Source organism: Streptosporangium fragile (genome assembly GCF_039534445.1).
GTDB lineage: Bacteria > Actinomycetota > Actinomycetes > Streptosporangiales > Streptosporangiaceae > Streptosporangium > Streptosporangium fragile.
Genome location: NZ_BAAAVI010000028.1, coordinates 1 through 14,230 on the forward strand (window position 1 = coordinate 1; position 14,230 = coordinate 14,230).

Sequence of the window (14,230 nt, forward strand, 5' to 3'; positions counted from 1 at the left end):
CATGGCCGATCATGGGGCCGGACCTGTCCTAGCGGTCTACAGCCACTCTCCAAAGTCGGCCTCTACCGGTGCTCCGCCAGGTGGCCGGTAGTGCTCTGTCAGGTCAGCCGGTGATGGCCGGGCGGTTTCGGGACGTGGTGATGCGATGTGGGTGCGCCCCCCGGGCAGCTCGCCCATGTCCGGCGGTGGCCGGAGTCGTCCGCCGAGGAGCTCCGGATACTCCCGGCCACCTGGAACGGCCGCTGCCCGGCCTGCTCCCGACGACCGCCCTGATCGCCTGACAGAGCGGTACTAGGCCGACAGGCGCAGGTCACGGAACGTCTCCAGGGCGCGGGCGATGGCGGAGAGACCCTCCGTCAGCTCGTCGGAGGTGACCGACAGCGCCGGGCGCAGCCGTACCGACCGCTCGCCGCACGGCAGGACCAGCACGCCCTCGTCCTCTCTGAGCCGGGCCACCAGCAGGTCGCGCTCCACGGCGTCCGGCAGGTCGAAGGCACACATCAGGCCGCGCCCCCGGGCGTTCTCGACCAGGCCGGGGAAGCGCCGCTGGATCTCCACCAGGCCGTCGAGAAGCTCGGCGCCCAGCCTGCCCGCCCGCGGGATCAGACCGTCGCGCTCCACGATCTCCAGCATCCGGCGCGAGCGGACCATGTCGACCAGCCCGCCGCCCCAGGTGGAGTTGATCCTGCCACTGGCTTGGAAGACGTTGCCGGGCACTTCGTCGACCCTGCGCCCGGCCATCACACCGCCCACCTGGACCTTCTTGGCGAAGGCCACGACATCGGGACGCACGCCCAGCTGCTGGTACGCCCACGGGGTGCCCGTGGTCCCGGCGCCGGTCTGCACCTCGTCCATGATGAGGAGCGCGTCGTACTCGTGGCAGAGCCGCTCCATCGCGAGCAGGAACTCCGCCCGCATGTGGTTGTCCCCGCCCTCCCCCTGGATGGGTTCGGCGATGAAGCAGGCGATGTCGTGCGGGTGGCGCTCGAACGCCGCGCGCGCGGCGGCCAGGGACCGTTCCTCGGCGGCCTCGACATCGCCGAAGTGGATCGCCGGGACCTCGATCCTGGGCCAGTCGAACTTGGGGAAGCGGTCGGTCTTGATCGGATCGGTGTTGGTCAGCGAGAGGGTGTAGCCGCTGCGCCCGTGGAAGGCGCGGGTGAGGTGGAGCACCTTGGTGCCGAGCTGCGGGGACCGGCCGGCCGCGGCGTTGCGGCGGCTCTTCCAGTCGAAGGCGCACTTCAGCGCGTTCTCCACGGCGAGGGCGCCGCCCTCCACGAAGAACAGGTGCGGCAGCTCGGGATCGCCGAGCACCCGGACGAACGTCTCGACGAAGTCGGCGAGGTGCCCGGTGTAGAGGTCGGAGTTGGCGGGCTTGTTGGCGGCGACCCTGCCGAGCAGCGCCAGGAACTCCGGGTCGTCGTCGAACGGGTTCACGCCGAGCGGCGCGGAGGCGAAGAAGGTGTAGAAGTCGAGGTAGTCGCGGCCGGTACGCGCGTCGACGAGCCGGGAGCCCCTGCTCCGCTCCAGGTCCAGCACCAGCCGGTAACCGTCGACGAGCAGATGACGAGCGAGGCGGCCGTGCACGTCCATGTCCCCTCCACAGCGAGTAGGGGAAATGATCCCCCGCAACAGCTGCTTCTACACGAATATATTACGCTTACAGCCCGGTTATTGTGAATATTTTTCGGCGCCTGGCCGCCTGGCCGCCTGGCCGCCTGGCGATCAAGCGGCGTGAGGCGTGGGACCCGCGCCGGTTCTGGGCAGCCCGAGACCCCGCAGGCGGAACGCCAGTGCCAGCAGGGCGATGCCGTACACGATGGCCATCGTGCCGATGAGCCAGACGACGGCGAGCGCACCGGCCCCCGGCCAGGCCAGCAGCAGGATGCCGAACAGCACCGACAGCACACCGCTGACGATGAACGTCCACTCGCCCTCCATCACCTTGCGCAGCCGGATCGCCGCCACGATTTCCAGGAGGCCGGTGGCGATGGCCCAGCCCGCGATGAAGAACAGCAGGACCAGCGCGGTGATCCCCGGCCAGAGGAAGACCACGAGGCCGGTCAGGATGCCCACGATGCCGGAGACGATCATCCAGCCCCGTGACCCTCCCCGGCCCGCGTTGAACAGCGAGAAGACACCGTTGACGATGGCGAAGGCGCCGAAGACGACGACCAGGGCGTAGAGCGTGATGTCCGGCCAGACGATGGCCAGCAGGCCGAACAGGATCGCGCACGCGCCCCGGACCAGATACACCCACCAGGTTTGGGTCAGCTCTCTCATGTTCTGCCCCCCTTTCCTCCTTGCGTGACCGATTCATTTCCGGAGGATCGCCAGCCCGAGACCACGAAAAGGTCAAATCGAACCCTCTACTAAAAAGCAGAAAAATTGCCAGAAAGAGGGCGTTTCTCCTTCGTAAGTCCGCCCCCGGCGAGATTCGGGATGACCGTACACGGCGCCGGGGGCACCGCTCCTCACGCCGCCGCGTAGACGACCAGGGACACCGCCACGTACTGGACCACGTAGGCGGCGACGGTGAAGGCGTGGAAGACCTCGTGGAAGCCGAACCAGCGGGGAGCGGGGTCGGGGCGACGCATGGCGTACACGACCCCGCCGGCCGTGTAGAGAAGGCCGCCGACGAAGACCAGGACTACCGCGGCCACCCCCGCGCCCTCCATCAGCTGGGGCAGCACGAAGACGGCCGTCCAGCCCAGGATGATGTAGAGCGCGGTCGACAGCCACCGGGGCGCGCCGGTCCACACCACCCGGAACAGCACCCCGGCGATCGCCCCGGTCCAGATCACACCGAGCACCACCGTGCCGGCCGGACCGTCCAGGGCCAGCAGCGCGAACGGGGTGTAGGTGCCCGCGATGATCAGGTAGATGTTGGCGTGGTCGAGGCGGCGGAGGAGCCGCTCCAGCCGTGGCGAGAGCATGCCCCGGTGATAGGTGGCCGAGATGCCGAAGAGCAGGCCGGAGGTGATCGCGTAGACCGCGGCGGCGAGCCGCGCCTGCAGGGTCGGGCCGAGCGCGACGAGGACGAACCCCGCGACGAGCGCCACGGGCAGCGTTCCGGCGTGCAGCCAGCCGCGGAGGCGGGGTTTGACGGTCTCCGCGAGCCTGTTGGTGACGGACGTGGTCATAAACCTACGGTACCGTAACCTACTGGTTCGTAGGTTGCGGTCCGTCCCCATGCTCCTTCCGGTGGTGGCGGGAACGGGGACCGTCCCGCTGCGCGTACGGTTTCCCTGAGGGGACTTCCCCGGTGCGCGCGTCGGAAAGAAGAGGATCAGGGCGATGGTCAGGCGGGAACCGCAGGAACCGATGCCGGGCCGCTACCCGGTGACCTTCGGCGAGGTCGACCTCCTGCAGGACCTCGACCGGTCCTCCGGCTGGGTGGTCTCCAAGGACGGCGTGCCCCAGTCGTACGTGGACCTCGACGACCCCACCTACCTCGATTTCGAGTACGTGCAGCTGATGGCCGACGTCATCGACCTCCTCGACGAGGGGCCGCTGGACGCCGTGCACGTGGGCGGCTGCGCCTGCACCCTGCCCCGGTACGTGGCGGCGACCCGGCCCGGGTCCCGGCAGCTCGTCGCCGAGCCCGACGGCGGCCTGGTCCAGCTCGTCAGGGACCAGCTCCGGCTGAAGTCGGTGCCGCGGCTCAAGGTCAGGATCCTCGACGGCCGTACCGCCACCGCCGGGCTCGCCGACGCCTCGGCCGACCTGCTGGTGCTGGACGCCTTCAGCGGCGCCACGATGCCGGTCGAACTGGCCACCTCCGAGTACATGGGGGACGTCGCCCGCGTGCTGCGCCCGGCAGGGACCCTGCTGATCAACGTCGCCGACGGCAAGGGCCTGGCCTTCACCCGCAGGGTGCTCGCCACCGTCCGCGGGACCTTCCCCCAGGCGGCCCTGCTCGCCGAGCCCGGCGTGCTGCGGGGACGCCGCTTCGGCAACCTCATCGTCGTCGCCTCCCGGGCGCCGCTGCCGCTGACCGGCCTGACCCGCAGAGCGGCGGGCGGTCTCACCCAGGCCCGCTGCCTGTACGGCGAGGACCTCGTCCGCTTCATCGCCGGTGCCCGCCCGCTGAACGACGGGGACGCCGTGGTCATCCCCGTCCCACCCCCCGCGGTCTTCGGCTGAGACACGACGCCGCCGCGGGCGACGGCCGGCCTCCGGGTGCCGGGTGCCGTCGGCGACCGCCGTCTCGCCGGCGTGCCGGCCCAGGCCGGTGCGCCACCGGTCACGGCGCGGCCGGCACCCAGGCGCGGACCCGCGTGCCCGCGCCGGGCGCGGAGGCGACGTCGAGGCCGCCGCCGAGAGCGGCCAGCCGGTCGGCCAGCGGGCCCAGGCCGCCGCGGACGGTCGCGGCCGGGGCGAAGCCCCTGCCGTCGTCCGAGACCGCGACCCGCAGCCGCCCGTCGGCCTCGGTCAGCCGTACCTCGATCCGGGACGCCGCGGCGTGCTTGAGCGCGTTGGCGACGGCCTCGCTGACCGTGAAGTACAGCGCCCCCTCGATCTCGTCGCGGAAGCGCCGCGAACGGAGCCCCGGGTCGACGATCACGGTCGTGGCCACCGGCAGCCGCGAGCAGCGCTCCTCGACCGCCTCGGCCAGCCCGCCCTGGGCGAGCACGGACGGGTGGATGCCCGCCGCGAGCTCCCGCAGGTCGGTGAGGGTCTGCCGGGCCTGCTCGCGCAGCAGCGCCAGGCTGTCGGCCCCGCCGCCGGTGGCGCGGGCCAGTTCCAGCCCCGCGATCAGCGCGACGAGCTGCTGCTGGACGCCGTCGTGGATGTTGCGCTCGATCCGGCGCCGCTCGACCTCCTGCGCGTTGACCAGCCGGCCCGCCAGCGCCGCGCTCTGGATCGCCAGCCCGATCGGCACCGCGAGCGCGCCGAGCAGCCTGCGGTCCTCGGCGGTGAAACGCCCGGCGGTCCGGGGGCCGCACGCGATGCGCCCCAGCCCGGCCGGGACGGTGAGGGCGGCCTCACCCTCCTCCTTCCCGGCCACCACCCGGGTGCCGTCCGCGAGCTCGACGGCCGCCCACCGGGTCTCCAGGCCGGCCCGCACCGCGCCGGCCAGCCGGCCGAGCTGCTCCACCGGCTCCGCCTCCTCCAGGGCCGGGCCGAGCTCCGTCAGCAGCTCGTCCACGGTCGGGCGCAGGTCGAAGACGAGGAAGAGCCGGGAGCCCCGGATGCCCACCCGGACGTCGAGGAGGTTGTGCCGGAACACCGCCGCCGCGATCCCCCCGGGCAGCGAGGCGATCCCGGTGACCAGGGCGACCAGCGCCCCCGCGGTCGAGTGCCCGACGAACGTCAGCGCCATGAACCCGCCCACCGTGCCCGCCGACCCGACGATCATCCAGCGGAGCAGGCGGCGCTCGGCGGGGGCGCCGCGCCGCCAGCGCAGGACGAGGGAGACCAGCACCGCCACCGCCACCAGGAAGGTCGTCACCTGACCGAGCCCGCCGAGGGCCGAGATCAGCAGGCCGGCCGCACCGTCGAGCCCCAGCGGGTTGCCGCGGCGGAAGACCGGCAGGTAGACCGCGTCGGGCCCCAGCAGGACGCCCAGCCAGTGAACGGTGATCGCCACGACGGCGATCCAGACGCCGACCCGCCAGCGCCGCGAGGGCAACCGGCCGTCGGGAAAGAGCAGGGGGACGAAGACCCAGGTCAGCCCGTAGAACACGGTGAACAGGGAGGCCATGAGGGTGGCGAGGACGGCCGGCGGGCCCTGGGCGACGCCCGAGAGCAACAGGCCTGTGCCGAGGCCGCCGAGGCCCAGGCAGAGACCGGTGGCCAGCAGCAGCCAGCCGTAGAGGTTGTCCGGTCGCTTGGCGGCGATGAGCCAGCCGAGCGCCGGCAGGGCCAGGCACACCACGATGAACAGCCACTGGCTGAACGGCGCGGGCAGGCCGGTCTCCAGCAGGGAGCCCGTGACGATCCCGGCCGCGGTCACGCCGGCGATCGAGGCGGCCAGCGCGTGGGCCCGGGCCGTGGACACCGTGAGGGAGGACATGAAGGGCAGGGTGACCCGCTCCGGTACCCGTCGTCCATGAGGTTGTCCGCACACCGGGTGCAGTTTGCCGCACCCCGCAGAACGGAGGACGGCCGGGTGGTCCGTCACGGGGGCCGCGCCTAGTTTCGGATCAAGGACGCCGGGAAGGCGGCCGATCCCTCGAACCCCCTCTACCAAGGAGACTTCCATGCGGTTGCCGTTCCGATCGAAGCGTCTGCTCGCCCTCGCCCTCGCGGCGGCGGCCGTCCCGGCGGTCGCGCTGCCCGCGGCGGCCGTCCCCGCCGCGGCCGTGGCGGCACCGACGGTCTCGGCCGCGCCGGAGATCCCGGACAGCCCCGCCGGCCGGCAGCTGCGCTGGTTCCTGGCGGCCCCGGAGCGGGCCCCGCTCGCGGAGAGTGAGCTGCGGGAGCACTTCAACGCCGACTACCTGAAGGATCTGACGGCCCAGGGCCTCAACGACTTCCTGCAGCAGGTGGCCGGGCTCCGGCTGGAGAAGCTCACCAAGGTGACGCCCACCGCGCTGGCGGGCACCGGGACGATCAGCGGGGAGGAGTTCCTGATCCAGCTCGGCGTGGACGGCGCAGGGAAGATCAACCTGCTCGGCGTGATGCCCCCGGAGATCGAGGTGCCCGCCCCGCCGAAGAGCTGGAAGGAGCTCGACGCCCGCCTGCGCAAGACGGCTCCCAACGTGGGCTTCCTGGTCGCCGAGATCGGCGCCGGCGGTCAGTGCAAGGTGGTGCACGCCGTGGGGCGGGACAAGGTCCAGCCGCTGGGCTCGATCTTCAAGCTCTACGTGCTGGGCGCCGTGGCCGAGAAGGTCCGCGCCGGCGAGCTGAGCTGGGACACCAAGCTCGAGATCAAGCCCGAGTGGCGGAGCGCGGGCGAGGGCGGGCTGAACAGCCGGCCCGACAACAGCACCACCACGGTCCGCGAGGCCGCCCGGCTGATGATCTCGATCAGCGACAACACCGCCACCGACCTCCTCATCCGCACGGTCGGCCGCGAGGCCGTGGAGACCACGATGCGCCGCTGGTCGGGACACGACAAGCTCAACATCCCCTTCCTCACCACCCGCGAGCTGTTCCTGCTCAAGGGCGTGAACCACCCCGAGCAGGCCAGGACCTACCTGGGCCTCGACACCGCCGGCAAGCGCGCGTACCTGGAGGAGACCGTCGCCAAGCAGGCCCTGGAGGACATCAAGCCCTGGGAGAAGCCCCGCGAGATCGGCACCCTGGAGTGGTTCGGCTCGCCGCGCGACGTCTGCCGCGCCTACGCCGGGCTGGCGAAGCTGGACGACAAGGGGGTCCACGGGGCCATGTCGGTCAACGACCTGAGCATCGGCCTCGACCGCAAGAAGTGGCCGAAGGTGTGGGCCAAGGGCGGCTCCGAGCTCGGGGTGCTGGACATGTCGTACTTCGCCCGCTCCTCGAAGGGGAAGACCTACGTCGTCACCGTGCTGACGAACGACCCCGCCAAGGCGATCGACGAGTCGAAGGCCGCCCCCGAGCTGATCTCGCTGAGCCGGGGCGGGTTTGCCCTGGCCACCGGGAAGTAGGTGTGACGACCGCGGGTCCGTCCCGGTGCCCTCCCCCCGGGGCAGACGGGACGCCCCCGGGGCCGTCCCGAAGCCGCGGAACAGACAGGGCGACCGCGAACCCGTCCCGGTGACGCCGGGGCAGACGGGACGACCGCAGGCCGGTTCACCGGGACCACCGCGAAACAGAGACGGCGGCGACCGCGAGCGTACCCACTCGCGGTCTCCGGGCCGGACCCCGCCGACGAGGCCGTGGCACATCCGTTGCCGCGGCCTCGTCCGTCATGGAATAGTTGAAATATAAACTGAGTTGTCCCCGGCGAACATCGCAGGAAGGAACCGAAGATGCCAGCCGTGACCGTGGAAAACCCGCTGACCCTGCCCCGGCTCCCCCGGCCGCTGAACGCGACCCGGGAACGCCAGGTGCTGGCCGTCACCACCGCCCCCAGCGGATTCGAGGGAGAAGGCTTCCCGGTCCGCAAGGCACTGGCGACGATCAAGCCTCAGTACCTCGACCCGTTCATCATGATGGACCAGATGGGCGAGGTGGAGTACGCGCCGGGTGAGCCCAAGGGCACCCCCTGGCACCCGCACCGGGGCTTCGAGACCGTCACCTACATGATCGACGGCGTGATCGACCACGCCGACTCCCACGGCGGCGGCGGCACGATCTCCGACGGTGACACCCAGTGGATGACGGCCGGCGGTGGCATCCTCCACAAGGAGGCCCCTCCGGAGTGGCTGGTGCAGAAGGGCGGCCTGTTCCACGGGATCCAGCTCTGGGTCAACCTGCCGAGCAGCGAGAAGATGGTCGCGCCGAAGTATCAGGACATCGGCAGGAGCAACGTCGTCCTGCTCAGCAGCGACGACGGCGGGGCGCTGGTCCGGCTGATCGCGGGCCAGGTCGGCGAGTTCGCCGGCCCCGGCGCCACCAGGACGCCGATCACCCTGCTGCACGCCTCCCTGAGCCCCGGCTCCCAGCTCACGCTCCCCTGGCGCAAGGACTTCAACGCGCTCGCGTACGTCCTGTCCGGGCGCGGCAGCGTCGGCACCGACCGGCAGCCGATCGAGTCGGGTCAGCTGGCCGTCTTCGACGGCTTCGGCACCCTGCCCGGCCTGGGCACCGACGGCGAGGCCATCACCCTGGCCGCGGCCGGGACGCAGGAGAGCCGGAGCCCCAACATGGAGGTCATCGTGCTCGGCGGCCGTCCGATCGGCGAGCCGGTCGCGCACTACGGGCCGTTCGTGATGAACACCCACGAGGAACTCGTCAAGGCGTTCGAGGACTACCAGGCGGGCCGCCTCGGCACCATCCCCGCCGGGCACGCCTGACCCGGCGCCCGCGGCCGGCGGTCAGCGCTCGGTCAGGGTGACGCAGGCGACACGGGGGCCCGCGCTGCCGGCCTCCGCGCCGGAGGTGCGGGTGGGCTCGGCGTGGATCACCAGGGAGCGGGGCGGCCGGCCGGGCTGGAACGCCCAGTCCTGGGTGGCGGTGGCGGTGCCGCCGCCACCGGCGTCGGTGGTGACGTCGAGCCAGACCTCGGTCTCGGCGCTCGCGTGGGTGTGGGAGTGGGACTGCCGATAGTGCGGCCCGGCGTCGTCCGGCGTGCGGCCGCACGGGTTGACGTGCAGGTGCACCCCGTACGTGCGGTGGGGGAGCATGCCGCTGACGGTGACCGTGGAGGCGGCGAGCACCGCCCCCGACTCGGCCGTGACCCGGACCGCGGCACCGGCGGGCACCAGCGCGGTGTCGTAGACGATCGCGGCGGCGCGCGGTGCGGGCGGGGCGAGTGTGCCGCCCCCGGCGAGGCGGACGCCGGCGGTGACCGAAGGGCCGGGGGTGTGCCCGGCCGGGTGCGAGGCGACGGCCCGCCCGCCGCAGCCCGTGCCGAGCAGGGCGACGACGGCGACGGCGAGAACTCCCAGGGTGCTGCGCATCGGCGATCTCCTCGACCGGGCCGGACAAGAGCAGCGCCCACCTTAGCGAGTAATCGACTGATCACGCATGGTGTTCACCGTTCTCGGCCGGATGCGGCAGTCGGCCGAGGGCGGGGAGGTCGTGCCGGCCGCCCCGGGCGGCGCACGGTCAGGCCGCCCGCCCCGGCCTCCGGGGCGGGCGGCGATCCCTGTCACGGGGCGAGAGGCGCCCGCGCGGCGATCTCTTCGATGCGGGCGGCCAGCCTGAAGTCCATCTCGGTCAGGCCGCCGGCGTCGTGCGTGGTCAGCGCCAGGTGCAGGGTCCTCCAGCGGATGTCGATGTCGGGATGGTGGTTGAGTTTCTCGGCCTCGACCGCGATCTCGTCCACGATGCGGATCGCGGTCGGGAAGTCGGCCGCGGTGATCGTGCGGCGGATCTCGTCGCCCTCGCGCCGCCATGCGGGAACGGTGGCGAGCCTCTGCTCCACCGCGGAGTCGTCAAGCAGGTCCATCGGTCCAGGAGAGCATGTTCCCGGCGAAGGCGCCAAGCCCGGACAGGCTTCCGGCGCGTCGGGCCATGGCCAGGATGCCCTGGGCCATCGACGTGGCGTGGCCGCCCGCCTCCAGGAGCGGCTCCAGCTCCGGCAGCAGGTCCGGCAGGCGGCCGAGGCTCCACTCGTGCCAGGCCGACAGGCGGGTGCCCCCGCTGTCGGGGTCTTCGGCCCGGTAGGCGGCCAGGACCGGGCACTCCCGGTGGATCCCCAGCAGCCAGGCCTCGATGTCGGCGTTGAGGGCGGCGACCCGGGAGGGGGCGGCGTACAGCCAGCCGTCGTCACCGATCCGGTCGCGCTCCCCCTCGGCGAGGGGGTAGGCGCGCACCAGCGCGCCGTGCAGGAACAGACCGCTGGTCACCATGAGCTGGCGCCCCTCGCACCAGTCGACCGACCCGCGCAGCGGGGCGGGAACGGTGTTCACGATGACCGCGCGCTGGGAGGTCGTGGGCTGCCGGCCGAAGCGCACGTGCACCTCGGCCCACATGTAGTAACTGGCCTCCCCCGCGCCGAAGAACGGGAAGGGGAAAGCCTGGTCGGGGTGGGCCATGGATCGGTTTCTCCGTGGGAGGGGGGCAGGAGTCGTTTTCCGAATATGAACGACTCCCGACGCCCCTCCCGGGATTACTCGCCGGATCCGGTCGTTTGGCCGGATCCGGTCACTTGACGGCGCCGGAGGTGAGGCCCGACTGGATCTGGCGCTGGAAGACGATGTAGACGATCATGACCGGGATGATGGTCATGCTCAGCGCGGCGAACAGGCCCGGCCAGTTGGCCTCGTGCCCGGCGCTGACGGAGATGTTGGCGACGCCCTGGGTGATCAGCCACCTGTCCTCGACGTTGCCGGTGAGCAGCACGAGCGGCAGCAGGTACTGGTTCCACTGGCCCAGCACGTTGAAGATCGTGATGCTGACCAGGCCGGGCTTGGCCATCGGCATCATGACCTGGAAGAACGTCCGGGTGTGTGAGCAGCCGTCTATCATCGCCGCCTCGGCCACCGAGGTGGGCAGCGTCCTGAAGAACGCCGTGAGGAAGAAGACGGTGAACGGCAGCGAGTACGCGATGTAGACCAGGATCACGCCGAGGTGGGTGTCGATCAGGCCGAGGTTGCGCACCACGAGGAACAGCGGGACCAGCGCGAGGAAGACGGGGAAGGTCATGCCCGAGACGAACAGGAGGTAGATCGCCCGGTTGCCGGGGAAGCTGTAGCGGGCCAGCACGTAGGCGGCCATCGACCCCAGCAGCATGGTCCCGGCCGTGCTGCACGCCACCACGAAGATGGTGTTCAGCATGTACCGCCCGATGCGTGCCTTCTCCCAGGCCCACCCCCAGGCGTCCCAGCCGAAGGAGGCGGGCAGCGTGATGGGGTCGCCGAAGATCTCGGTGTTGGTCTTGAAGGAGGCGAGGAACGTCCACAGGATCGGGCCGATGATCAGGATCGCCCAGACCAGCAGCGCGAGGTGGGACAGGGTGCCGAAGACCCCCGGCGTGTCCCCCGGTCTCCTGCGCGGTCCGCGCGCGGCGGCCGGGGCGCGGACGGCGGCCTTGGGTTCCGTGTCCGTGGCCATCAGAACTCGATCCTCTCGCGCCGGGTCACGCGCAGGGTGAGCGCCGCGAACGTGATGGTCATGAAGAACAGCGCCACGCCCATCGCCGACGCGTAGCCGAACCTGAAGGGGCCGAACGCGGTGCGCCAGATCTCCAGTGGGAGCACCGTGGTGGCGTTGTCGGGGCCGCCGAGGTTGACGGAGAGCACCTGGACCAGGGCGAAGCCGTCGAAGGCGGCGATGCCCAGGTAGACCCAGGCGACCTGCAGGGTGTCCCACAGCAGCGGCAGGGTGATCCGGAAGAACAGGGTGAACCGGCCCGCGCCGTCGAGCGCGGCGGCTTCGAAGACGTCCTTGGGGATGGACGACATGCCCGCGGAGAAGAGCACGACGTAGAAGCCGACGCCCTGCCAGACCATCACGCCGATGATCGACCAGAGGGCGAGGTCCGGATCGATCAGCCAGCCGACCGGTTCGATCCCGACCTTGGCCAGCAGGCCGTTGACGACGCCGGTCTCGTCCGGGCGGTAGATCGCCTGGAAGAGCGCGCCGACCACGGCCACGGCCAGGACCTGGGGCATGAAGAAGATCACGCGGTAGACCTTCGAACCCCGGACCCCGGTCATCCGGCCGCCCCGCTGCCCGCCGCCCACGTTGAGGAGGAAGGCGAAGAGCAGCGCGATCACGATGGTCGCCAGCGGCATGGCAAGCAGCAGGACACCGTGGTGGCGCACCGCGGCCCAGAATGCCTCGTTGTCGAGGAGCCTGGTGAAGTTCTCCAGGCCGACGAACCGGGGGGTCGCCGAGAGACCCTTCCAGTCGGTCAGCGCGATGTAGAACGCCTGGAGGTACGGGCTGATCACGAAGACCACGTAGAGGAGCACCGGCGCGGCGAGAAAGCCGACGACGAACGGATACCTGCCGTGCCGCATGGTCGGCTACACCGTCCGGTTCTGCTTGGTGATGGAGGAGTCGGCCTTGGTCTTGTCCGCGGCGGCCTGCATCTTGGCGCAGAACTCGTCGGCGGAGATGCGGCCGAACATCAACGCGTTGGTCTGCTTGCGCAGCTCGGTCTCGAACTCCTTGTACCAGTTCTCGAAGCTGCTGTAGGTGACGATGTTCTCCCCGGCCGCGTTCTGCGCGGCGTTGACGCTCGCGTTGCCGGGTGACAGCTCCAGGCCGTCGGCGGCGCCGGTCACCACGGTGATGTTGCCGGACTTCTCGGTGAAGCCGCGGGCGCCCTCCTTGGAGAGCATGATGCGCAGGTACTCCAGGCCGCCCTTGGGGTTCTTGGCCTTGGACGGGACGATGTACGCCTCCCCGGCGACGGCGCGGATGGCCTCGTAGGGCATCTTGTCGGCGGCGGTGACGCTGGGGGTGGGCGCCAGGGCGTACTTGAACTCCTTGGGGGTCTGGCTCTTCTGCTCGTTCTCCAGCCAGGAACCCGACGGGTAGAGGGCGATCTTGCCCTGGTTCTGCCGGATCTGCACCTCGGTGTGGATCAGCCCCTCGAAGGACTTGTCCATGTACTTGCCGATCTCGGCCCAGGCGGCGGCGGACTGCTTCATCGAGTCGCGCTGCCAGACGCCGTCGACCAGGTTGTCGACGTCGATCAGGAACTGGTTGCCCTCGATCTTCGCGGCGGAGATGAGGATCATCCAGTACGCGTAGTAGGCGGCGTTCTTGCCCGCGTACGCGAACGGGGTGATGCCGGCGGACTTGGCCGTCTCGGCGAAGGTCTTGAACTCCTCGAAGGTCTTCGGCGGGGTCCAGCCCTTCTCCTGGAAGAGCGCGGAGTCGTACCAGAGGCCGTACGCGGAGAAGACGTAGTTCATCAGGTACGGCTTGCCGTCGATGTAGCCCGACTCGACGGTGCCCGGCGCGACCGTGTCGCGTACCTTCTTGCTCGGGTCGTCGATGGAGGGGGCGTCCCACAGCTCGGTGAGGTCCAGGAGCTGGCCCTCCTGCTGGAGCGCGCCGTTGTCCATGAGGTTGGTGCCGGAGTTGGCGATCATGTCGGGGACGTCGCCGCCGGCGAAGCGCGGCTGCAGGGTCTGCGCGATCTGCTGGGTGGCGACGTGCTTGATCTTCGCCTGCGGGAACTTCTTGTTGTACAGCGGCTCGTGCACCTCGAGGGCGTAGCTGTCGCCGAGGCCGCCCTTGAAGATGACGACCTCCAGCGGCGCGTCGGCGGCGACGCCGAACGGGTTCGCCGCGGAGATCGCGCCGCCCGAAGGGGTGGCCGGGGAGGAGGCCGCGGGAGCGGGGGAGCCCCCGACGGCGCAGGCGCTGAGCAGCCCGGCTCCGGGGCCGGCGACCAGGGCGGTCATGCCGATCCGGCGGAGCATCTGCCGCCGAGTGATGTCTCCGGGCGTACCGGCCGAGTTGGACATGCAACCCTCCTGGGCGGGGATAAATAGGAAAGTTTCCTAAAGGTTTGCCCGAAGGTACGTATCCCCGGAGCCCACCGTCAAGAGGCCGCGGCCGGTCTAGACCGAGCCGTGATGTCCCCGCGACACATCCGGTAGCAACCAAACACCAAGAACCACAATCCTGTGATATATCGGCATGAATAACCTCGTCTCCCCCAAGGGGGATTGACGTCTCACCCTCGCCGGAGTATGGAACGCGCACCTCCTTGCCCTCGGAGGGCGAGAGCCGG

13 protein-coding genes are annotated in these 14,230 nt (G+C 70.8%); 3 read left to right on the plus strand and 10 right to left on the minus strand.

The window, feature by feature from the left end; all coding sequences use genetic code 11:
* Nucleotides 1-291 precede the first annotated feature (291 nt).
* The 3 genes from lat to trhA form a co-directional block, all read right to left on the minus strand.
* Nucleotides 292-1,593: an L-lysine 6-transaminase gene (lat, locus tag ABD841_RS19805; RefSeq protein ID WP_344973652.1), complete on the minus strand. Its 1,302-nt coding sequence runs from the start codon at nucleotides 1,591-1,593 to the stop codon at nucleotides 292-294.
* 132 nt (nucleotides 1,594-1,725) lie between these two features.
* On the minus strand, nucleotides 1,726-2,283 hold the full coding sequence (locus ABD841_RS19810) for an HdeD family acid-resistance protein (RefSeq protein ID WP_344973655.1): 558 nt from the start codon (nucleotides 2,281-2,283) through the stop codon (nucleotides 1,726-1,728).
* 191 nt (nucleotides 2,284-2,474) lie between these two features.
* A complete protein-coding gene (gene trhA / locus ABD841_RS19815) occupies nucleotides 2,475-3,143 on the minus strand; it encodes a PAQR family membrane homeostasis protein TrhA (protein WP_344973658.1) in 669 nt (222 codons plus the stop codon).
* 154 nt (nucleotides 3,144-3,297) lie between these two features.
* On the opposite strand from trhA, the gene ABD841_RS19820 reads away from it, so the two are divergent.
* Nucleotides 3,298-4,146: a spermidine synthase gene (locus tag ABD841_RS19820; protein WP_344973661.1), complete on the plus strand. Its 849-nt coding sequence runs from the start codon at nucleotides 3,298-3,300 to the stop codon at nucleotides 4,144-4,146.
* A gap of 100 nt (nucleotides 4,147-4,246) precedes the next feature.
* Here the strand turns inward: ABD841_RS19820 and ABD841_RS19825 are convergent, their stop codons facing one another.
* Complete coding sequence (locus tag ABD841_RS19825) at nucleotides 4,247-6,019, minus strand: sensor histidine kinase (protein WP_344973662.1); 1,773 nt, start codon at nucleotides 6,017-6,019, stop codon at nucleotides 4,247-4,249.
* 187 nt (nucleotides 6,020-6,206) lie between these two features.
* Here ABD841_RS19825 and ABD841_RS19830 point away from each other — a divergent pair, with 187 nt between their 5' ends.
* Both ABD841_RS19830 and ABD841_RS19835 read left to right on the plus strand, forming a co-directional pair.
* Nucleotides 6,207-7,574, plus strand: coding sequence for a serine hydrolase (locus tag ABD841_RS19830; protein ID WP_344973664.1), 1,368 nt, complete (start codon nucleotides 6,207-6,209; stop codon nucleotides 7,572-7,574).
* A 324-nt stretch (nucleotides 7,575-7,898) separates the two neighbouring features.
* Nucleotides 7,899-8,885: a pirin family protein gene (locus ABD841_RS19835; RefSeq protein WP_344973666.1), complete on the plus strand. Its 987-nt coding sequence runs from the start codon at nucleotides 7,899-7,901 to the stop codon at nucleotides 8,883-8,885.
* 21 nt (nucleotides 8,886-8,906) lie between these two features.
* On the opposite strand, the gene ABD841_RS19840 is transcribed toward ABD841_RS19835, so the two are convergent.
* The 6 genes from ABD841_RS19840 to ngcE all read right to left on the minus strand — a co-directional run bounded on the left by ABD841_RS19840 (nucleotide 8,907) and on the right by ngcE (nucleotide 13,961).
* A complete protein-coding gene (locus ABD841_RS19840) occupies nucleotides 8,907-9,491 on the minus strand; it encodes a superoxide dismutase family protein (protein WP_344973668.1) in 585 nt (194 codons plus the stop codon).
* Nucleotides 9,492-9,682: 191 nt separating this feature from the next.
* Nucleotides 9,683-9,982 (minus strand): 4a-hydroxytetrahydrobiopterin dehydratase, encoded by a 300-nt coding sequence (locus ABD841_RS19845; RefSeq protein WP_344973670.1) that lies wholly within the window; start codon nucleotides 9,980-9,982, stop codon nucleotides 9,683-9,685.
* Nucleotides 9,969-10,571 carry a hypothetical protein gene (locus ABD841_RS19850; protein ID WP_344973672.1) on the minus strand — a complete coding sequence of 201 codons (603 nt, stop codon included), beginning with the start codon at nucleotides 10,569-10,571 and terminating at the stop codon, nucleotides 9,969-9,971. The genes ABD841_RS19845 and ABD841_RS19850 overlap by 14 nt, the downstream gene beginning before the upstream one ends.
* Before the next feature lie 109 nt (nucleotides 10,572-10,680).
* Nucleotides 10,681-11,589, minus strand: a complete 909-nt coding sequence (locus ABD841_RS19855) for a carbohydrate ABC transporter permease (RefSeq protein ID WP_344973674.1) — start codon at nucleotides 11,587-11,589, stop codon at nucleotides 10,681-10,683.
* Nucleotides 11,589-12,500, minus strand: coding sequence for a carbohydrate ABC transporter permease (locus ABD841_RS19860; RefSeq protein ID WP_344973676.1), 912 nt, complete (start codon nucleotides 12,498-12,500; stop codon nucleotides 11,589-11,591). The genes ABD841_RS19855 and ABD841_RS19860 overlap by 1 nt, the downstream gene beginning before the upstream one ends.
* Nucleotides 12,501-12,506: 6 nt before the next feature.
* Nucleotides 12,507-13,961 carry an N-acetylglucosamine/diacetylchitobiose ABC transporter substrate-binding protein gene (gene ngcE / locus ABD841_RS19865; protein ID WP_344973679.1) on the minus strand — a complete coding sequence of 485 codons (1,455 nt, stop codon included), beginning with the start codon at nucleotides 13,959-13,961 and terminating at the stop codon, nucleotides 12,507-12,509.
* Between the last annotated feature and the right edge of the window lie 269 nt (nucleotides 13,962-14,230).